This is a genomic window from Arthrobacter ginkgonis, from assembly GCF_039540195.1.
Lineage (GTDB): Bacteria > Actinomycetota > Actinomycetes > Actinomycetales > Micrococcaceae > Zafaria > Zafaria ginkgonis.
In genome coordinates this window covers 573,999-593,542 of sequence record NZ_BAABEO010000008.1, presented here as the reverse complement: position 1 = coordinate 593,542, position 19,544 = coordinate 573,999, and the positions used below count along the sequence as shown (strand labels likewise).

General features: G+C 69.1%; 14 protein-coding genes and 1 tRNA gene. 10 read left to right on the top strand and 5 right to left on the bottom strand.

The window, feature by feature from the left end:
- Positions 1 to 81 precede the first annotated feature (81 nt).
- Together ABD912_RS05335 and ABD912_RS05330 are read left to right on the top strand one after the other, a co-directional pair.
- A complete protein-coding gene (locus ABD912_RS05335) occupies positions 82 to 828 on the top strand; it encodes an alpha/beta fold hydrolase (RefSeq protein WP_345149017.1) in 747 nt (248 codons plus the stop codon).
- Positions 825 to 1,520: an esterase/lipase family protein gene (locus tag ABD912_RS05330; protein WP_345149015.1), complete on the top strand. Its 696-nt coding sequence runs from the start codon at positions 825 to 827 to the stop codon at positions 1,518 to 1,520. The genes ABD912_RS05335 and ABD912_RS05330 overlap by 4 nt, the downstream gene beginning before the upstream one ends.
- 4 nt (positions 1,521 to 1,524) lie before the next feature.
- Here the strand turns inward: ABD912_RS05330 and rarD are convergent, their stop codons facing one another.
- Positions 1,525 to 2,529, bottom strand: a complete 1,005-nt coding sequence (rarD, locus tag ABD912_RS05325; RefSeq protein WP_345149014.1) for an EamA family transporter RarD — start codon at positions 2,527 to 2,529, stop codon at positions 1,525 to 1,527.
- Between the two features lie 155 nt (positions 2,530 to 2,684).
- Between rarD and ABD912_RS05320 the strand changes: the two genes are divergently transcribed.
- A complete protein-coding gene (locus ABD912_RS05320; RefSeq protein ID WP_345149013.1) occupies positions 2,685 to 4,085 on the top strand; it encodes an FAD-dependent oxidoreductase in 1,401 nt (466 codons plus the stop codon).
- Positions 4,086 to 4,200: 115 nt separating this feature from the next.
- On the opposite strand, the gene ABD912_RS05315 is transcribed toward ABD912_RS05320, so the two are convergent.
- A complete protein-coding gene (locus ABD912_RS05315; protein WP_345149012.1) occupies positions 4,201 to 5,697 on the bottom strand; it encodes a catalase in 1,497 nt (498 codons plus the stop codon).
- Positions 5,698 to 5,745: 48 nt separating this feature from the next.
- On the bottom strand, positions 5,746 to 6,183 hold the full coding sequence (locus ABD912_RS05310) for a Fur family transcriptional regulator (RefSeq protein ID WP_345149011.1): 438 nt from the start codon (positions 6,181 to 6,183) through the stop codon (positions 5,746 to 5,748).
- A gap of 162 nt (positions 6,184 to 6,345) precedes the next feature.
- On the opposite strand from ABD912_RS05310, the gene htpX reads away from it, so the two are divergent.
- The 6 genes from htpX to ABD912_RS05280 all read left to right on the top strand — a co-directional run bounded on the left by htpX (position 6,346) and on the right by ABD912_RS05280 (position 15,891).
- A complete protein-coding gene (gene htpX / locus ABD912_RS05305; RefSeq protein WP_345149010.1) occupies positions 6,346 to 7,218 on the top strand; it encodes a zinc metalloprotease HtpX in 873 nt (290 codons plus the stop codon).
- Positions 7,219 to 7,420: 202 nt separating this feature from the next.
- Positions 7,421 to 8,263 (top strand): iron uptake transporter permease EfeU, encoded by an 843-nt coding sequence (gene efeU / locus ABD912_RS05300; RefSeq protein ID WP_345149009.1) that lies wholly within the window; start codon positions 7,421 to 7,423, stop codon positions 8,261 to 8,263.
- A gap of 80 nt (positions 8,264 to 8,343) precedes the next feature.
- The gene (efeO, locus tag ABD912_RS05295) at positions 8,344 to 9,501 is read left to right on the top strand and encodes an iron uptake system protein EfeO (RefSeq protein WP_345149008.1); all 1,158 of its coding nucleotides are present in this window, start codon (positions 8,344 to 8,346) and stop codon (positions 9,499 to 9,501) included.
- A 5-nt stretch (positions 9,502 to 9,506) separates the two neighbouring features.
- Positions 9,507 to 10,826 carry an iron uptake transporter deferrochelatase/peroxidase subunit gene (gene efeB / locus ABD912_RS05290; RefSeq protein WP_345149006.1) on the top strand — a complete coding sequence of 440 codons (1,320 nt, stop codon included), beginning with the start codon at positions 9,507 to 9,509 and terminating at the stop codon, positions 10,824 to 10,826.
- A 281-nt stretch (positions 10,827 to 11,107) separates the two neighbouring features.
- Positions 11,108 to 13,093, top strand: coding sequence for a hypothetical protein (locus ABD912_RS05285; protein WP_345149004.1), 1,986 nt, complete (start codon positions 11,108 to 11,110; stop codon positions 13,091 to 13,093).
- Positions 13,094 to 13,125: 32 nt separating this feature from the next.
- Entirely contained in the window at positions 13,126 to 15,891 is a 2,766-nt protein-coding gene (locus ABD912_RS05280) for an Ig-like domain repeat protein (protein ID WP_345149002.1), read from the top strand.
- A gap of 89 nt (positions 15,892 to 15,980) precedes the next feature.
- Here ABD912_RS05280 and ABD912_RS05275 read toward each other — a convergent pair whose 3' ends face one another.
- Positions 15,981 to 16,469 carry a YajQ family cyclic di-GMP-binding protein gene (locus ABD912_RS05275; protein WP_345149000.1) on the bottom strand — a complete coding sequence of 163 codons (489 nt, stop codon included), beginning with the start codon at positions 16,467 to 16,469 and terminating at the stop codon, positions 15,981 to 15,983.
- Positions 16,470 to 16,613: 144 nt separating this feature from the next.
- On the opposite strand from ABD912_RS05275, the gene ABD912_RS05270 reads away from it, so the two are divergent.
- Positions 16,614 to 16,695 (top strand) — tRNA-Tyr (locus tag ABD912_RS05270).
- 101 nt (positions 16,696 to 16,796) lie between these two features.
- Here the strand turns inward: ABD912_RS05270 and ABD912_RS05265 are convergent.
- On the bottom strand, positions 16,797 to 19,538 hold the full coding sequence (locus ABD912_RS05265) for a cation-translocating P-type ATPase (protein WP_345148999.1): 2,742 nt from the start codon (positions 19,536 to 19,538) through the stop codon (positions 16,797 to 16,799).
- Positions 19,539 to 19,544: the final 6 nt, after the last annotated feature.

Below are 19,544 nucleotides of genomic sequence, written 5' to 3'. Positions count from 1 at the left end.
GTTTTCGGCCAAGGTCCTGCCCGATGCCCTACCATGTGACCAACGCCTATGGAGTCGCTGGCCATTAAGGAGTCGCTGGCCATGACAGCAAAGCCTGAAGAACGCGAGGTGGTCCTCGAGGGGGCCACCGTGCACATCCACACCTCCGGGGCCGGTGCGACGACGTACGTGCTGATCCATGGCATCGGGGTTTCCTCGCGCTACTTTCGCCCGCTCGCGGACGAACTGTCCCGGGACGCGGTGGTGCACAACGTGGACCTGCCCGGCCACGGGCGGGCGCCCAAGCCGGCCCACGCCTTGTCGGTCCCTGAATACGCTCGTGTGCTTTGGGCCGCGCTGGACCGGATCGGCACGGAGGCCCCCGTCCTCGTTGGGCACTCGATGGGCGCCCAGATCGCCGCGGAAATGGCGCTTACCGGGCAGCTGCTGTCCGGCGTGGTCCTGCTGGGACCGGCGAACTACGCGGCCGAACGGGGCTTCTGGCGGCAGGCACTCCGCCTGGGACAGGACAGCCTGCGCGAACCGCCGTCCGTGACCGCCGTGGTGGTCACGGACTACGCGCTCCGCTGCGGCCCGTCCTGGTACCTGCAGACCGCGGCGGCCATGCTGGGCCACCACATCGAGGACGCCATCGGCGGCATCCAGGCGCCCCTGCTGATCGGCCGCGGCACCAAGGATCCCCTGGCGCCGCGGCGCTGGGTCGAGGAACTGGCAGCGCTGAGGCCGGGCGCCCAGACGGCGGAAGTCGCGGGCGAGGCCCATGCGCTGATGGTGAGGTCCGCGCCGGAGGTCGCCAGGCTGTGCCGCGGGCTGGTGGGGCCCGGATGAGCCGGCCGGCCGAACTCCTGCGGCGCGGCCGCGCCTGGTGCCTGGACTATCTCTACGTGGCCCGCTGGCAGATTCACGCTTTCCTGTTTCCGGCCGACCACCGCCACTTCCTGAAGGGCACGAAGCCGGGTGCGGCCCCGGTGGTGCTCATCCCCGGCATCTGGGAGACGTGGCAGTTCATGCATCCCGTGGCCGAACGCCTGCACGCGGCCGGACATCCGGTCCACAGAGTCAAGGGCTTTGGCTACAACCACGGCAGCGTGCCGGACATGGCCCGGGTGGTGGCGCGGTACCTGAAGGAGAACGATCTGCGCAACGTGCTGCTGGTGGCCCACAGCAAGGGCGGCCTGATCGGCAAGTACGTGATGACCGCTTCGGACCAGGCCTGGCGGGTGGACCGGATGACGGCCATCAACACCCCGTTTTCGGGTTCCGCCTACGCGCGCTTTGCCCCGCTGCGCAGGCTGCGGGACTTCTCCCCGCGCAATGCCGGGCTCCTCAAGCTGGCCAGGAACCTGAAGATCAACCACCGCATCGCCTCCGTATACAGCGTCTTCGACCCGCACATCCCGGGGGGGAGCTTCCTGGAGGGCGCCGTGAACGTCAAGCTGGATGCCATGGGCCATTTCCGGCCGATCAGCGACCCTCGCCTGCTTGCGATCGTCGAGGCGCAGGTGGCCGGCCGGTCCTGAGCTCCTAGGCCGACGGGGCGTGACCTGCGGTCACGGAATCCCTGCGCCGGCGCGGACGTGCGCTGGCCCGGACGCCGCGGACCATGTCCGCGGAGAGCAGCAGCAGGGCCACCCAGATCAGGCCAAAGCCGGCCCAGCGCTCCGCGGGCATCTCCTCGTGGAAGACCAGCAGCGCCAGCAGGAACTGCATCACCGGGGCCACGTACTGGAGCATGCCCACCACGCTCAGCGGCAGGCGGCGGGCGGCCCCGCTGAAGAGGATCAGCGGCAGCGCCGTGATGACGCCGCCGGCGGCGAGCAGCCAGAAGTGGGCCGGCCCGTGCGTGGCGGCCGTGGCCGCGCCGGTCGCGCCCAGCCACACCATGGCGACGGCGGCCAGGGGGGCCAGCGCGGCCGTCTCCACTGTCAGCCCCGCCAGTGCCCCGACGTTCGTCCCCACCTTCTTCTTGACCAGTCCGTAGAGGCCGAACGTGCCGGCCAGGATCAGGGCGATCCACGGCGGGGCGCCGTAGGCGAACGTCAGCACCAGCACCGCGGCCAGGCCGATGCCCATCGCGGTCCACTGCACCCGGTTCAGCCGCTCCTTCAGGAAGACCACGCCCAGCAGGACCACGATCAGCGGATTGATGAAGTATCCCAGCGACGCCTCGAGGGCGTGCCCGGCGAGGACCGCGAAGGTGAAGGCCAGCCAGTTGCCCGCGATCAGCAGCGCCGCCAGCGAAAGCTTCAGCATGGCCGCGCGATTGCGCAGGACCGCGCCCAACGCGCGCCACTGGCGGCCCGCGGCGATCAGGAGGACGCAAAACACCACCGACCACAGCACGCGTACGGCCACGATCTCCACCGGCCCCGCCGGAGCCAGGAGCGCGAAATACAGCGGCAGCAGGCCCCACATCCCGTAGGCCCCCAGTCCGAGGAGCAGGCCGGACCTGCGCTCGGACCCTGCATCAACGGCCCCGGCGGAGCGTGCGGGGACGGCTGGGTGATCCGGAGCGGGGGAGAAGGCCATAATGGTGCCAACATCCCGGGCACCGCTCCCCATTCCCGAACCGCGCGCAGCGTGAGGCAGCCCACGCCGGTTGGTGCCGCCGTCGTGCCGGCAATTAGACTAGTGAGCTGTGCGCTAATTTGTGCGCGCGCGATTCCCGTCCGGAAGGAAACCACGTGTCCAACCCAGCCGCCGACCGTCCGCTCCGCGTCGCCATCATCGGCGCCGGTCCCGCAGGCGTCTACGCCGCGGACATCCTGACCAAGGCGGAGCGCGAGTTCGCGGTCAGCATCGACCTCTTCGACGCCTACCCGGCCCCCTACGGGCTGATCCGTTACGGCGTGGCCCCGGACCACCCGCGCATCAAGGGCATCGTCAACGCCCTGCACAAGGTCCTGGACCGCGGGGACATCCGTTTCCTCGGCAACATCACCTACGGCCGGGACGTGACGCTGAGCGACATCCGCAGCATGTACGACGCCGTCATCTTCGCCACCGGCGCGATCAAGGACGCCGACCTGGACATCCCGGGCATCGGCCTGGAGGGTTCCTTCGGCGGCGCCGACTTCGTCTCCTGGTACGACGGGCACCCGGACGTGCCGCGCGAATGGCCGCTGGAGGCCAAGGAGATCGCCGTGATCGGCAACGGCAACGTGGCCCTGGACGTCGCCCGGGTGCTCTCCAAGCACGCCGATGACCTGCTGGTCACCGAGATCCCGGAGAACGTCTACCAGGGACTGAAAGCCTCTCCGGTCACCGACGTGCACGTCTTCGGCCGCCGCGGCCCGGCCCAGGTGAAGTTCACCCCGCTGGAGCTGCGCGAGCTCAGCCACTCCCGCGACGTGGACATCGTGCTCTACCCGGAGGACTTCGAGTTCGACGAGGCCTCCGATGCCGCCATCAAGACCAACAACCAGACCAAGACCATGGTCAACACGCTGACCAACTGGCTGGTCGAGGAGCAGGACACCGGCGCTTCCCGCCGCCTGCACCTGCACTTCCTGCACCAGCCCGTGGAGGTCCTGGGCGAGGACGGCAAGGTCTCCGGGATCCGGTTCGAGCGCCAGGAACTGGACGGCACCGGCAACGCCAAGGGGACCGGCGAGTTCGAGGAGTACGAGGTGCAGGCCGTCTACCGCGCGATCGGCTATTTCGGCTCCGAGCTTCCCGAGGTCGGCTTCGACGAGCGCCGCGGCGTGATCCCGAACGACGGCGGCCGCGTCCTCGACGCGGCCGGGCAGCCGGTGCCGGGCATCTACGCGACCGGATGGATCAAGCGCGGACCGGTGGGCCTGATCGGGCACACCAAGGGCGACGCGCTGGAGACCATCGGCAACCTGCTCGAGGACCGGCTGGACCTGCCCGCGGCCGAGCGTCCGGAGGAGGGGGCCATCATCGAGCTGCTGGCCGAGCGTGGCATCGAGTACACCACTTGGGAAGGCTGGCTGAAGCTGGACGCGCACGAACGCGCGCTCGGTGCGGCCACCAGCCCCGTGCAGACGGCCAACGGCCCGGTGGAGCGCGAGCGCGTCAAGGTCGTCTCCCGCGAGGAAATGGTCCAGATCTCCACCAAGTAGCGGCACCGATACGCCACGGCAAGGGCCCCGCGCAGATGCGCGGGGCCCTTGCCGTTAAGCGCCGAAGGCCGGCCCCCGCGGTGCGGGGGCCGGCCTTCGTTATGTCCGACAAAGCCTAGGCGGGCAGGCCGGCCATCTCGGAGGCCGCATCCGTCTGGCCAGCGTCGCCGGCGGCGAAGCGCTCGCGCAGGACGGCGCCGAGGTTGGCGTCGACGTTCGTCCAGTACTGGAAGAAGCGCTCGCGGATGTCACCGATGGTGATGCCGTTGGCCTGGCCCAGCAGGTTTTCCTGCAGGTAGGCACGCTGGGCGTCGGAGAACACCTCGCGGTAGAGGGTACCCGGCTGGCCGAAGTCGCTGTCCTCGGAGTGCAGGGTCGCCGCGGCGCGGACCAGCTCGCCGTCGGACTCCCAGGAGCCCTCGCCGGCGCGGGCCGGCTGGGCCGCCGGGCCACCGAAGGAGTTCGGCGCGTACACCGGGGCGGAGGCCGGCTTGAAGCTGTGGCGCAGCGAGCCGTCCTGCGAGTAGTTGTTCACCGGGGCTTCCGGACGGTTGACCGGCAGCTCGTTGTAGTTGGTGCCGACGCGGTAGCGCTGCGCATCCGGGTAGGAGAACACGCGGGCCATCAGCATCTTGTCCGGGGAGATCGCGTGGCCCGGGACAACGTTCGCCGGGGACAGGGCGATCTGCTCGATCTCGGCGAAGTGGTTCTCCGGGTTGCGGTTCAGCTCGAAGCGGCCCACCGGGATCAGCGGGTAGTCCTTGTGCGACCAGGTCTTGGTCAGGTCGAACGGGTTGAAGCGGTAGGTCTTGGCCTCTTCGTACGGCATGACCTGGACGTGCAGGTCCCAGCTCGGGAACTCTCCACGCTCGATCGCCTGGTACAGGTCGCGGCGGTAGTAGTCGGCGTCGGCGCCGGCGATGAGCTCGGCCTCCTCGATGCCAAGGTCGACCAGCTCCTGGTTGGAGCGGAAGTGGTACTTGACCCAGAAGCGCTCGCCCTCGGCGTTGGTCCACAGGTAGGTGTGGGAGCCGTAGCCCTGCATCTCGCGCCAGGACTTCGGCAGGCCGCGGTTGCCCATCAGGTAGGTCACCTGGTGCGCGGACTCCGGGGAGAGGGTCCAGAAGTCCCACTGCATGTCGGCGTCGCGCAGGCCGGAGCCCGGAAGGCGCTTCTGCGAGTGGATGAAGTCCGGGAACTTGATGGCGTCGCGGATGAAGAACACCGGGGTGTTGTTGCCCACGATGTCGAGGTTGCCCTCGGTGGTGTAGAAGCGGGTCGCGAAGCCGCGCACGTCGCGCCAGGTGTCCGGGGAGCCCATCTCGCCCGCGACGGAGGAGAAGCGCAGCGCGGTCTTGACGACCGAGCCCGGCTGGAACGCCGCCACGCGGGTGTACTTGGAGACATCATTGGTCACCGTGAAGGTGCCGAACGCGCCGCCACCCTTGGCGTGGACGATGCGCTCCGGAAGGCGCTCGCGGTTGAACTGGGCCAGCTTCTCGACTAGGTAGACGTCGTGAAGGACGGTGGCGCCGTTGGCGCCGGCGGTCAGCGAGTGCTCGTCGCTGGCGACCGGTGCGCCGGTCTGGGTGGTGGTGAAGTTCTCGGACACGAGAGGCTTTCTCCTTCTATCGGGATGGGTTTTCTGCAGCCAGAGCGGTCAGCCGGCGGGGCCGGGCGAACGCTCCGCGCAGTCCTTACAGATGCCCTGGTAAAGGACATCCGCAATCTGAATGGTCATGCCGTGGGAATCGGAGGGGGTCAGGCAGGGGGCGTGCCCCACCGCGCAGTCCACGTCCTCCACGCGCCCACACATGGAGCAGACGGCATGATGGTGGTTGTCCCCGACCCGGGTTTCGTAAAGTGCGGGGGAGTGGGGCGGGCTGAAGCGCCGCAGCAGCTCCAGGGCCGTCAGGTCGTTCAAAACGCTGTAGACGGACTGGATGGAGAGTTCGGGCAGCTCTTGGCGCACCTGCTCGGCCACGGCGTCCGCCGAGGAGTGCGGATGGCGCTCCACGGCCCCCAGTACCGCCAGGCGCTGGCGGGTCACGCGCAGGCCGCGGTCGCGGAGTCGGGTCGAGAAGTCCATGTGACCCATTGCACCCGCTTATTTTGAGTAGGTCAAGATAAGTAAGCCTAACCTCACGCGGGAGGCGGGCGCCGAGGCGGGGGAACAGGGGCGGGCGGGTGCGCGTTGACTACAGTGGATACAGAGCGGGGCCGCACGGTGCGGCCGGCAACCAAGGGGTGAAGGGCAGCAATGCACAACCACAACAACGGGCTCAAGACCGCCGCCCTGCTGGGCGGCATGTTCGCGCTGCTCCTGGCGATCGGCGCGCTGCTGGCCTCCGGCACGGGCAACTCCAGCTTCATCTGGCTGTTTACCCTGATTGGCCTCGGCACCACCGCCTACGGCTACTGGAACAGCGACAAGATCGCCATCCGTTCCATGCACGCCTACCCCGTCAGCGAGGCCGAGCAGCCGGCGATGTACCGGATCGTGCGCGAGCTCTCGGCGGCCGCGCGGCAGCCCATGCCCCGGCTCTACGTCTCGCCGACCATGGCCCCCAACGCCTTCGCCACCGGCCGCGACCCGAAGAACGCCGCGGTCTGCTGCACCGAGGGCGTCCTGCAGCTGCTCAGCGAGCGCGAGCTGCGCGGGGTGCTGGGGCACGAGCTGATGCACGTCTACAACCGCGACATCCTCACCTCCTCGGTGGCGGCCGCCGTCGCCGGCGTGATCACCTCCGTGGCCCAGTTCCTCCTCCTCTTCGGCGGCGGCGACCGCCGCAACGCCAACCCGATCGCGCTGATCGCGATGTCGCTGCTGGCCCCGCTGGCGGCCTCGCTGATCCAGATGTCCATCTCCCGCACCCGGGAATACGACGCCGACGAGGACGGCGCCCAGCTCACCGGCGACCCGCTCGCGCTGGCGTCGGCGCTGCGCAAGCTGGAGACGGGCGTCGCCCGCGCTCCGCTGCCGGACAACGACCAGCGCCTGGTCAACGCCTCCCACCTGATGATCGCCAACCCGTTCAGGGGCGGCGCGCAGAAGCTGTTCGCCACGCACCCGCCGATGGCCGACCGCATCTCCCGCCTCGAGCGCATGGCAGGCCGGCCCCTCGGCTCCTGATCCCACGGCCCGCCGTCGTGGTGCGGGGCCCTGCGTTGTCCGCGGACCATGGTGCGGCACGTAACTTTTGCCAGCCGGGCAAGGTAAGGTTAGCCTTATTGCGCACGACGGGGCTTGCCTAATGGCGTAAGTGCCGCCTTAGGCCGCCACGCGTGCGCCCGGACTGCGTCGTCGCGGGCAGCTACCTCCAAAGGTGTAAAAGATGACAGGCAATTTCCTGATCGGGCTGCGCGAAGGACTCGAAGCGGTCCTGATCGTCGTCCTCCTCCTGGCGTACCTCAAGAAAAGCGGCCGCACCCGCCTGCTGCCGCGCGTCTGGGCCGGCATCGCCTTCGCGGTCGCGGTGTCCCTCGGCTTCGGCGCGCTGCTCACCTACGGCCCGCGCGGACTGACGTTCGAAGCCCAGGAAATGATCGGGGGCGGACTGTCCATCATCGCCGTCGGATTCGTCACCTGGATGGTGTTCTGGATGGCCAAGGCCTCCCGGTCGCTCAGCGCGGACCTGAGGGGCAAGGTCGACCAGGTCGCGGACGGCTCCGCCTGGGGCCTGGTCCTGGTCGCCGCGCTCGCCGTGGGCCGCGAGGGCCTGGAGACCGCACTGTTCATCTGGGCCGCCGCCCGCGCCACCGGCGAAACCTGGCAGCCCCTGCTCGGCGCGTTCCTGGGCATCCTGGCCGCCATCGCCTTCGGGGCGCTGCTGCACCGGGGCGCGTTGAGGATCAACCTGTCCAAGTTCTTCACCTGGACCGGCGCCGCCCTGATCATCGTGGCCGGCGGGGTGTTCGCCTACGGCATCCACGACCTCCAGGAGGCCGGAATCCTGCCCGGCCTGCACAACCTCGCCTTCGACGTCTCCGCCGCCATCCCGCCCAGCGGCTGGCTGGCCACCCTGCTCAAGGGCGTCTTCAACTTCTCCCCGGCCACCACCTGGCTCGAGGCCACCGCCTGGGTCCTCTACGTGGTGCCGGTGATGTTCCTCTACTTCCGCCGCATCCGTCGGAACACCCCCGTGGCTGCGCGGCCCGCCGCCGCTGCAGCCGCCTAAACGCAGTTTCGATCCACCCGGCGCAGTTTCCATCCACCCAGCGCATTTCCGTTCCCCTCGTACCCCCTAAGGACAACCCCGTGAAAGCACGCCTCCTTGCGCCCGCAGCCGTCCTGGCCGCGGCCTCCGTCGCCTTGACCGGCTGCACCGACAACACCACCGCGGCCTCCGGCGACGGTGCCATCGACGTCGTCAGCACCTCCGACGCCTGCACCGTCTCCACCACCAGCACCCCCGGGGGCACGCTGAAGTTCAACGTCAAGAACGACGGCTCGGAGGTCACCGAGTTCTACCTGCTCGCCGAGGACGGACTGCGCATCGTCGGCGAAGTGGAGAACATCGGCCCGGGCCTCTCCCGCGACCTGGTGGTCATCGCGCCCGAGGGCAAGTACTTCACCGCGTGCAAGCCGGGCATGGTCGGCGACGGCATCCAGGCCGCCTTCACCGTCACCGCCGCCCCGGATGGCCAAGAGGTCTCAGCGGACCGCGCCGAGCTTCAGGCCAACGCCACCAAGCTGTACGCCGCCTACGTCAAGGACCAGGCCGAGCGCCTGGTGCGCGGCACCGAGGAATTCGCCGCCGCGTTCGCCGCCGGCGACGAGGACAAGGCCCGCGAGCTCTACGCCGGCACCCGCATGCACTGGGAGCGCATCGAGCCGGTCGCCGAGTCCTTCGGCGACCTGGACCCGATCCTGGACGCCCGCGAGGCCGACCTCGAGGAGGGGCAGGAGTGGACCGGCTGGCACCGGGCCGAGAAGGACCTGTGGCAGCCGGAGTCCGGCTACACGCCGATGACCGACGCCGAGCGCCAGGAGATCGCCGACCGGATGGTCGCCGACACCAAGGAGCTCTACGACCGCACCCAGGACCTGACCTTCACCCCGGACAAGCTCGCCAACGGCGCCAAGGAGCTGCTGGACGAGGTCGCCACCGGCAAGGTCACCGGCGAGGAGGAGATCTGGTCCCACACCGACCTGTGGGACTTCCAGGCCAACGTCGAGGGCGCCCGGATCGCGTACGAGGACCTGCGTCCGCTGCTGGTCGGCGTCGAGGACGAGCTGGACGCGTCCCTGGAGAAGAACTTCGCCGACCTGCAGGCGCTGCTGGACCAGTACCGCGTCGGGGACGGCTTCAAGTACTACGACGAGCTGACCCAGGAGCAGATCCAGGAGCTCAGCGCGGCGGTCGACGCCCTCTCCGAGCCGCTCTCCAAGCTCACCGCAGCGGTCGTAAAATAGTTCAAATGAGCACCCACGGAGGCCGGCCGCTGCCTGCCGGCGCCCAGCAGGAAGAGCCCCGACGCCGGAAGGGGAAGGGCCTTTCGCGCCGGTCGCTGTTCGCGGCGGCCGGCGCCGGCGGGGTGGGCCTCGCGGCGGGAGCCGTGGTCCATGCGGCCTACGGCTCGGCGCGGGAGCCCGCGCCGGTCGCCGGCGTCGTCCCGTTCCACGGGGAGCACCAGGCCGGCATCACCACCGATGCGCAGGACCGGATGCACATCGCGGCCTTCGACGTGACCACGCAGGACCGGGACGAGCTGGTGGCCCTGCTGCAGGAATGGACCGCCGCCATCGAGGCGATGGTCCAGGGGCAGGAGATCGGCGAAGGCGGTGCGACCTCCGGGGACTACGACGCCCCGCCGGAGGACACCGGCGAGGCCTCCGACCTCACCGCCAGCCACCTGACCGTCACTGTTGGTTTCGGGCGCACGCTGTTTCAGGACGACGGCGGGGCGCGCTTCGGCCTCGAGGGCAGGCTTCCGGAGGCGCTGATCGAGCTGCCGCACTTCCCCGGGGATGCGCTGGAGGAGGCCCGCAGCGGGGGAGACTTGGTGGTCCAGGCGTGCGCCGACGATCCGCAGGTCGCCGTCCACGCCGTGCGCAACCTTGCCCGCATTGCCTTTGGGCGCGCCCGCGTGCGCTGGTCCCAGATCGGTTTCGGCCGGACCTCCTCCACCTCCGCCGCGCAGGCAACCCCGCGCAACCTCTTCGGGTTCAAGGACGGCACGGCCAACATCAAAAGCCAGGACGCGGACGACCTGGCCGGGCACGTGTGGGTGTCCGGGGCGGCCGGGGCCGGGGCGTGGATGAACGGGGGCACCTACCTGGTCGCGCGGCGCATCCGCATGCACATCGAGACCTGGGACCGGTCCCCACTGCGCGAACAGGAGGCCTTCATCGGCCGCACCAAGAGGACGGGCGCACCCCTGTCCGGCGGCGAGGAATTCACCGAACCCGACTTTGCCCTGCAGGGGCGCGGCGGTCCGCTGGTCCCGGCCGACTCGCACGTGGCGGTGGCCCACCCGTCCAACAACAACGGCGTGCGGATGCTGCGCCGCGGGTTCAACTACACCGACGGTTCCGACGGGCTGGGCCGGCTTGATGCGGGCCTGTTCTTCATCGCTTTTGTGGTGGATGCGCGCACGCACTACGTGCCGATGCAGACGGCGATGGCCAAGCACGACGCCCTCTCCGAGTACCTGCGGCACACCGGCTCGGGCCTGTTCGCCGTGCCCCCGGGTGTGCAGCCGGGCGGATACATCGGCCAGACGCTCTTCGAGGTCTGACCCTCTTTCCGCCCTGCGAAAAGGCCCCGGTGCTGCGCGCCGGGGCCTTTTGCATGCGCTAAAGGCGTTTTGACTAGTGATTGTCGAGAATTGCGCGCCGCTTGCCGTTCCGTGGAACGCGCATTTTGGTTGAATAGGCTTACCTAACCTAGGGTGATTACGCAAAGTCCGGGTGAGTTAATTTCGGGCCTCGCATCCCCCTCGCACGTCCTTCCAGAGAGAGCCCCACCGTGCCCCCTCGTTCCAACCCTTACTCCCGCCTGCTCCGCTGGGCCGGGACCATGACCATCGCCGCACTGGCCCTTGCCGGAGCCGCCCTGCCCGCCCAGGCAGCAACGCCCGCCACCCGCGTCACCGCCCTCGAGGCCACCGTCGGAGACGACCGCGGCGTCAGGGTGACCCTCAAGTGCGCGGGCAGCCGCGCCTGCGGCGGCACCGTGCGCCTGAAGTCCAGTGCGCTGACCACCTCCGCGAAGAGCTACTCCATTTCGGCGGGCAAGAGCAAGACGCTCACCCTGACCCTGAGTACGGCGCAGTACAAGAAGCTGAAGTCCAAGGGCCAGCTGAAGTCCGCCGTCGTCATCTCCCAGAAGGAGCCCACCAAGACCTCGGCCACCAAGCCGGTCACCGTCAAGCCCGCCACCGCCAAGCTGGCGCTGGCCTCCGGCACGCTGGTGTTCGGCACCGACGGCAAGGCCGTCCTGACCCTCAAGTGCACCGGCACGGCCACCTGCAAGGGATCCGTCACCCCGACCATCGCGGGCAAGGCGATGGCCAAGGTGTCCTACTCCATCCGCACCGGCGGCGCGCAGCGGGTGACGCTCGCCCTGAGCGCGGCGCAAAAGGCCAAGCTGAGCGCCACCGCCTCCGGGCACACGCTCAAGGTCGCCGAAACCGCCCCGGAAAAGCTCGCCTACACCCGGACCATCACGGCCCAGCTGGCGCAGGCCCCCGCCACCGAAACCCCCGGCGCCGGGACCCCGGGCACCGAGACGCCCGGCACGGAAACCCCGGGCGGCGGCGACCACGGACACGGCGGAACCGAGCCCGAGGCGCCGGTCTACTCCGTCGCCTATACCGAGCGCAACTGGGTCCCGACCGAGTACGACACCTGCCCCGCCGAGCTGCACGCCAGCTACAACGCCACCGGCCCGGACGGCAAGATCTACCCGACCTGGCACCCGGCCCAGGTGGTCGACCCGGCCACCGGCCAGCTCTGCAGCTTCGGCCACGAGCACGGGGCCGACCCGGCCACCTCGGAGATCTACGACTGGGTGGTCAACTACCTGGCCCCGGAAGGCAGCACCAACAAGGGCCTGCCCTTCGGCTACGCCAGCGAGGAACTGAACACCTACGCCCACCACCACTCCGGCATGTCCATGCGCCACGAGGACAACGGCGGCCACAAGGTGTTCGTCGCCAACAACGTCAAGCTCATCGACGCGGACCGCGAGTGGGTCACCACCACCGATGCGGCCGGCAACACGAGCACCGTCACCTGCGACTACCTGATCAAGCAGCACCAGGGCAGCTGGTCGCCCGACGCGACGTCCAACAACGCGCATGAGCTGATCTACGCCTCCAAGTGCTCCGACGGCACCGAGATCATCACCACCATGCTGAGCCGTTTCGGCAACGCCAACGAGTTCTTCCAGAACTGCGGAGCCAAGACGATCGTTTCGACGGTCGGCAGCACGCTGCCCGCCGGCGACGGCGGTGCCCGCCGCATCCCGGACGCGGACTGCCTCAAGGCCGCCGCGACCGACGGTGTCCTGACGCAGTGGGATCTCTACGAGGTGTGGGAAGGCGACAACAAGCTGACGACGGCCGACGGTACGGTGCTGGCCGAGTTCGACCCCTGGTTCGGCCTGCGCAACCCAAGCCGCTACTACGACCCGGCCAACGGCACCGCGACCACCAACGGCGTCTCCCGCCCGCTCGACCTCGCCTGGGGTGACAAGGCCGTGAAATCGGATCTCTGGGGCAAGGTCGGATCGGCCGAGCCGTACGACTACCGCGATCCGCGCTCGCCCTTCAACGGCGCCACCCGAGACTTCTACCTGAACCAGAACCGGGTCACCGCAGCCGCCACCCTTTCTTCCGTCTACACGGACCCCTACGGCGGCAACGCCTCGGACGCAACGTTTGAAGGCGCCATCAAGCAGCACCTGGTCGCCGGAAGCGCCACCGCCGACACCACGCTGGCGCAGTGGCGCTCCGGCATCGTCGAGTACGGCACCGGCAACGGCGTCCACGCACCCAACTGAAACACCCCCGCACCCTTTTGAAAGAGAACTCCATGGAACACACCACGACGCCCCACCGCTGGGGCCGGCGTTTTGCCGCGGTGACCGCCACGGCCCTGACCTTGGGCGCCCTGGGCGCAGTGCCGGCCGTCGCCGACCAGCCCGATCCGCTGCCGGTGACCGAACTGGCTTACGCCGGCGAGGCCGGCGGCACGTTCGGCACCGCCGCCAGCCGCACCAGCTGCGACGTCAACGGCGACGGCCGCCCCGACACGATCATCGGCGACTGGGGCTGGGACCGGCCGGGCTACACGAACACCGGCGCGGGGTACGTGCTGCTGGGATCGGAAACCACCCTGGGCGGAGCCGTCGAGGATTTCCCCGGCTCCAACACGATGCGCATCGACGGCCCGTCGGAGACGGTTGCCGCCGGCGCCTGGGTCGGCTGGTCGGTTTCCTGCCTCGGCGACGTCAACGGGGACTCGATCGACGACTTCGTGCTCGGCACGGGCAGCCGCACCTACCACAAGGTCCATGTCATCCTGGGCTCGAAGGACCTGGGCTCGATCGACCTGGACTTCCTGGGCACCCGCGGCTTCGTCATCGAGGACTCCGCCGCCAACGACAAGACCGTTGCGGACAAGTCCACCGACAACTTCGGCATCTCCGTCGGCGCGGTCGGGGACGTGAACGGCGACGGGCTGGCCGACATCGGCATCGTCGACCAGTTGGCGGACAACAACGACCGCACCAACAGCGGCCGCGTCTGGGTCGTTGCGGGCAGCACCTCGGTCCGCAACATCGACCTGGCCGACGAGGCACAGCGCGAGGCCCGTGCCATCCGCACCATCGACGGTTCGCAGGCCGACGAGCGCCTCGGCACCGTGCAGGCGGTCGGCGACGTGAACGGCGACGGCATCGACGACTTCGCGGCTTCCAGCTACACCGCGACCCCGTGGGGTACCGGGGTGTCCGTGCCGGGTGCGGCGTACGTCGTCTTCGGCGCGAAGGACGCCGGAAGCGTGGACCTGGCCACCTTGGGCGCGCAGGGCTTCGCCGTCTACGGACCCGCCCGCCAGCGCGACCGCCTCGGCATGTCCCTCGCCGCCGCCGGCGACGTGAACGGCGACGGGCGGGCCGACCTCCTGGTCGGCGCCGACGGCGTCACGAACGTTACCACCGGGGTACGCAACGGCGGTGCCGCCGTCGTCCACGGCTCCGCCTCCAGTGCCACCGTCTTCACCGCCCCCGACTCCCGCGGCTACAGCGTCTACGCCTGCGCCGACGGCGCGCTCGACGCCACTTGCGAGGAAAGCCACAAGGACTCCCGCGGCTACTGGGTCAACGGCGACGTCGACGGCGGCAAGATCGGCTACTCCGCGGCCGCGCTGCCCGACGTGAACGGCGACGGCATCCCCGACCTGGTGCTCGGCGGGCAGAACAGGTCCGTCTGGCTCGTCTACGGCGACCCGACCCAGAAGAAGACCGTCAACCTGGCCGACCTGACCCCGGCGCAGGGCCTGAAGCTGGGCACCGGCCTCGGCAACTCCGTCGGCAACGCCGGCGACCTCGACGGCAACGGCACCGCCGACGTCGTCTCCGGGGCCGGCAACAAGGCCTCCGTGTTCCTGCTCGGCGCGCTGAACACCTCGGTGACCGTCGACGGCCCCGCCGCGGCGACCTACGGCGACGGCGCCACCTACAAGGCCACCGTCACCGCCCGGGTCGCCTCCGCCAACGGCACCTTGGCCGGCACCGTGGACTTCACCGCGAACGGCCACGCGATCGACGGCTGCCAGGACCTCGCGGTCGCCGGCACCGGCGCCGTCGAATGCTCCACGACCGTCGGCGAGGCCGCCGGCAAGGCGGCCGTCGAGGCCTCCTTCACCCCCGCAACCGCCGCGTTCAAGGCCGCCACCGGGAACCGTGAGGTGGAGGTCGCCAAGGCCAAGACGTCGCTGGGCGACCTGGTCCTGAGCGCAACCTCCACGGTCCACGGCCAAGGCGGCGTCACGGCCGGCATCGAGGTCTTCAACGCCACCACCGGCAGCGTCGAGTTCTTCGCCGGCAACGCCTCGCTGGGCACCGCCGCGGTCTCCGCCGAGGGCCAGGCCTCGCTGGAACTGCCGAAGACCCTCGCCGCGGGCGAGCACACCATCTACGCCAAGTTCACGGGCACCGACCGCCTCAAGGCCAGCTCCCGCGTCGTGGCGGAGCAGACCCTGACGGTTGCCAAATCCCCCAGCTCCGTGGCCGCCCCGGTCCTCGGCGCCACGTCCACGGTCTACGGCACCACGGCGGTCAAGGCGACGGCCACGGTCACCGGGGCCACCTCCGGCACGGTCGAGTTCTTCGACGGCAAGGCCTCGCTGGGCACCGCCAAGGTCGCCTCTAACGGCACCGCCACGCTGGCCCTGCCGAAGACGCTGGCCGCCGGCACCCACAAGGTCACCGCCACGTTCCTCGGCACCGCCAACGTCGCCGCCGGCAAGGCCTCCGCGGCCACCACGCTCACGGTCGCCAAGGCCAAGCTGGCCTCGAAGGCCAAGGTCGCCGGCAAATCGGTGCGGAAGAACGCCAAGCCCACCGTCACCGTTACCCTCGGCAAGCTGCAGAACGGCTCCTACCCGACCGGCAAGGTCACGGTGAAGGCCTCCGGCTGGTCCAAGACCGTCACCCTGAAGTCCTCGGACAAGGGCCAGGTGAAGGTCCTGGTGAACAAGAAGTTCACCAGGTCCGCGAAGGTGTCCGCGAAGTACCTCGGAACCGCCAACACCGCCGCCTCCGACTGGGCCAGCACGACCATCACGGTCAAGTAGCGCGCACCCGGAACCCGCCAAAGCACAGGACCTCCGCTCCCGAAGGGGAACGGAGGTCCTGTGCTTTGGCGAAGGGAGGCCGGTAGTCGCTAGCGGTAGTTCACGAACTGCAGGTCGGCTTCCTCGAAGTCGCGCAGCAGGGCCATGGTGGCCTGCAGGTCGTCGCGGGACTTGGAGGAGACGCGGAGTTCGTCGCCCTGGATCTGGGACTTGACCGACTTCGGGGCCTCGTCGCGGATCAGCTTGTTGATCTTCTTGGCGAGGTCCTGCGCAATGCCTTCCTTGATGGAAGCTTCGATGCGGTACTCCTTGCCGGAGGCGAACGGTTCGCCCGCGTCCAGGGACTTGAGGCTGATGTTGCGCTTGACCAGCTTGGTCTGCAAGACGTCGAGGACGGCCTTGACGCGCTCCTCGGAGTTGGCCTTCATCAGGATCTTCTCGCCGCTGAAATCGACCTCGGCGCCAACGCCCTTGAAGTCGTAGCGCTGGGCGATTTCCTTCTGGGCCTGGTTCAGCGCGTTGGCCACTTCCTGCTTGTCCACCTTGCTGACGACGTCGAACGTGGAATCGCTCGCCATGAGGGTCCTCCCGGGGTAGGTTTTTGCTTTTCCCCAAGCGTACCGGAGCCGCGGATTTCCGCGGGAAAAAGGGGCTGGCAACCCTCGATTCGGAATTCTGCGAAATGTTGGGTAGAGTATCTACTCGTTCCACAAGGAACGTTCGGCAGATTACCCGAGCGGCCAAAGGGGGCTGACTGTAAATCAGCTGGCAATGCCTACGGGGGTTCGAATCCCTCATCTGCCACCGAACAGTCGAAGGGCCTGTTCCCAGCATCAGCTGGGAACAGGCCCTTCGGCTTTCCCCGGTTCCGCCTCCGTGGGCTGTGCCGGGAACGTCCCATCCGGTCACCCGCCGGTGCGGCCCGGCCGGCGGCCGGCCCTGAAGATCAGCTTGCCCAGTTCGCCCAGGAGCAGCAGCACCACGCCCGGAACCAGGCAGATCAGCCACTGGTGGCCGGTGAGCGGCACGGTGCCGAACAGGTCCTGCATCACCCGCATCTGGGTGATCAGCATCGAGCCGATGACGGCCCAGGCGAACGCCCAGAGCAGCTTCGGGTTGGAGAGCGTGGAGGGCCCGAAGGCGCTTTCCGTGGGGTAGCGCAGGTTGAGCGCAACGAAGATGTTCATCAGCCCCAGGCCCACCACGGCCATGCTCTGTCCGACCTCGAGCCCGCCATAGCTGGTCTTGCCGATCTGCACCAGGAGCAGCGTCGCGGCCGCCATGTACAGGCCGGTGACCAACAGGCGCACCATCATCGACCGGACGATCAGGGGCTGGTTGAAGGGCCGGGGCCTGCGGTCCATGATGCCCGGCGTCGCGAGGTCCAGGCCCATCACCGCACCGATCGGCGCGACGATCGCCATGTGGATCCACAACACCTGGGCCGGGCTGAGCAGCGCCGTGCCGGCGATCGCAAAAGCCGACGACCCGAGGAACGCCAGGATGAACATGTACAGGTTGGCGATCTGGATCCGCAGGAACTTCTGCAGGTTGTCGTACACCAGCCGGCCCTGTTCGACCGCGCTCACGATCGTGGCGAAGTTGTCGTCGGCCAGGATCATCTTGGCCGCCCCCTTGGCGACGTCGGTGCCCGTGATGCCCATGGCGATCCCGATGTCCGCGGCGGCGATGGCCGGCGCGTCGTTGACCCCGTCGCCCGTCATGGCGACGACGTTCCCCTTGCGCTTGAGGACCTCGACCAGCCTGACCTTGTGTTCGGGGGCCACCCGGGCGATCACGCCGATCCCGTCCACCTGGTCGTCGGCCTCGGCGTCGCTCATCGCGGCGAACTCGGCACCGGTAACCGCCCTGCCCTCGATGCCCAGCTCGTCGGCGATCGCGGCCGCCGTGGCCGCATGGTCGCCGGTGATCATCCGGACCCGGATGCCGGCCCGTTTCGCCTGCGCGATGGCGGCCACCGCTTCGGCGCGCGGCGGGTCCACCTCGCCGATCAGCGCCGAGATCTCCAGGTCCTGCATGAGCCCCATCAGGTCGCCCGCCGGGTCGAACGTCGCCGGGTCGAACTCGCGCTGGGCCAGGGCGAGCACGCGCATGCCCTGGGTGGCGATGCGCTCGTTCTCGGCGAGCACCTTCGCGCGCATCTCCTCGGTGAGGGACTCGGCGCGGCCGCCCTGCATCCTGGCGGAGGAGGACCTGCCGAGGACGACGTCGGGTGCGCCCTTCACGTAGGCCCGGATCACGGGCCGGCCGCCGGTGCCGGGCATCAGGTGGAAGGTGGCCATGAACTTGTAGTCGGAGTCGAACGGCACCGACGCCACGCGCGGATTGTTCTTGCGGAACGCCCGCACGTCCACGCCCCCCTTTTGGGCGAGGACGTACAGGGCGCCCTCGGTGGGGTCTCCGACGACGGCGCCGTCCTGGATGTCGGAGTCGTTGCACAGCGCGCACGGGAACATCACGTAGTCCAAGTCCCGCTCCTCGTCGCCGGACGTCAGTTGGACCTGGCCGTTGAAGCTGTAGCCTTCGCCGCTGACGGTGTAGTGGTGCCGCACGGTCGTGATCTCGCGCACCGTCATCTGGTTCAGTGTCAGGGTGCCGGTCTTGTCCGAGTTGATCGCCGAGGTGGATCCCAGCGTCTCGACCGCGGGCAGGACCTTCATGATGGCGTTCTTCTTGGCCATGTTGACCGAGCCCACGGACAGGATCGTGGTGACGACGGCGGGCAGCGCATCGGGGATGGAGCCGACGGCCAGGGCCACGCCGATCCCGAACAGCACCGTGAAGGAGTCGCCCTGCGCCAGCCCCATGACCACGATCGCGACGAAGGCAAAAAGTGCCGCGATGATGATGAAAATGGTGAGCCGGTCCACCTGCTTGGTGAGCGGAGTCTTCTCCACCTTCTGCGCGGCCAGCATGTGGGCGATGTGGCCGACCTCGGACCCCATGCCCGTGGTGGTCACGAGGATCTCGCCGTGGCCTCGGGTCACGTTGGTGTTCATGAACGCCATGCCGAGCCGGTCGCCAATGGGCACGTCGGGCTGGCCGATGGCCTCGGTGCCCTTTTCCACGGCCACGCTTTCGCCGGTCAGGGCTCCCTCCTCCACCTGGAGGGTTGCCGCCTGGATGATCCGCCCGTCGGCCGGGACGCGGTCGCCGGCATCGACCACCACGATGTCGCCGGGGACCAGTTCGTCGGCGGGAATCTCCTCGATAGTGCCGTCGCGGCGCACCTTGGCCACCGACTTCATCATCTGCCCCAAGGCCGCTGCGGCAGCCTCCGCCTTGCCCTCCTGGTGGTACCCCAGCCACGCGTTGAACAGCGTCAGCAGGGCCAGGCCGACGGCGGTCCCGTACTCGTGGATCAGCAGGCTGACCACGGCGGCGACCACGAGCACGATCTGCATGTAGTCCCGGTAGTGCTTGAAGAACTGTTTCCACACCGACGCCTGCTTGGCTGCGGCCAGGGCGTTGGGGCCGTACTGCTGCAGCCTCTGCTGCGCCTCGGCCGCGCTCAGCCCCTGGACCGGGTCCACCCCCAGCCGGTCCGCCACCTCCTCCGGTGTGAGGGCGTACCAGGCCGTCTCCACGGCGGCCGGCCCGGGGGAGGCTCCGGCATTGTCAATCATGACTTC

Excerpts from the sequence above, each read along its gene's own strand:
- ABD912_RS05330 (WP_345149015.1), top strand. The coding sequence starts at position 825 with ATGAGCCGGCCGGCCGAACTCCTGCGGCGCGGCCGCGCCTGGTGCCTG.
- ABD912_RS05280 (WP_345149002.1), top strand. The coding sequence starts at position 13,126 with ATGGAACACACCACGACGCCCCACCGCTGGGGCCGGCGTTTTGCCGCG.
- ABD912_RS05285 (WP_345149004.1), top strand. The coding sequence starts at position 11,108 with ATGACCATCGCCGCACTGGCCCTTGCCGGAGCCGCCCTGCCCGCCCAG.
- rarD (WP_345149014.1), bottom strand. The coding sequence starts at position 2,529 with ATGGCCTTCTCCCCCGCTCCGGATCACCCAGCCGTCCCCGCACGCTCC.
- efeU (WP_345149009.1), top strand. The coding sequence starts at position 7,421 with ATGACAGGCAATTTCCTGATCGGGCTGCGCGAAGGACTCGAAGCGGTC.
- ABD912_RS05265 (WP_345148999.1), bottom strand. The coding sequence starts at position 19,538 with ATGATTGACAATGCCGGAGCCTCCCCCGGGCCGGCCGCCGTGGAGACG.
- ABD912_RS05335 (WP_345149017.1), top strand. The coding sequence starts at position 82 with ATGACAGCAAAGCCTGAAGAACGCGAGGTGGTCCTCGAGGGGGCCACC.
- htpX (WP_345149010.1), top strand. The coding sequence starts at position 6,346 with ATGCACAACCACAACAACGGGCTCAAGACCGCCGCCCTGCTGGGCGGC.
- ABD912_RS05275 (WP_345149000.1), bottom strand. The coding sequence starts at position 16,469 with ATGGCGAGCGATTCCACGTTCGACGTCGTCAGCAAGGTGGACAAGCAG.
- efeB (WP_345149006.1), top strand. The coding sequence starts at position 9,507 with ATGAGCACCCACGGAGGCCGGCCGCTGCCTGCCGGCGCCCAGCAGGAA.
- ABD912_RS05310 (WP_345149011.1), bottom strand. The coding sequence starts at position 6,183 with ATGGGTCACATGGACTTCTCGACCCGACTCCGCGACCGCGGCCTGCGC.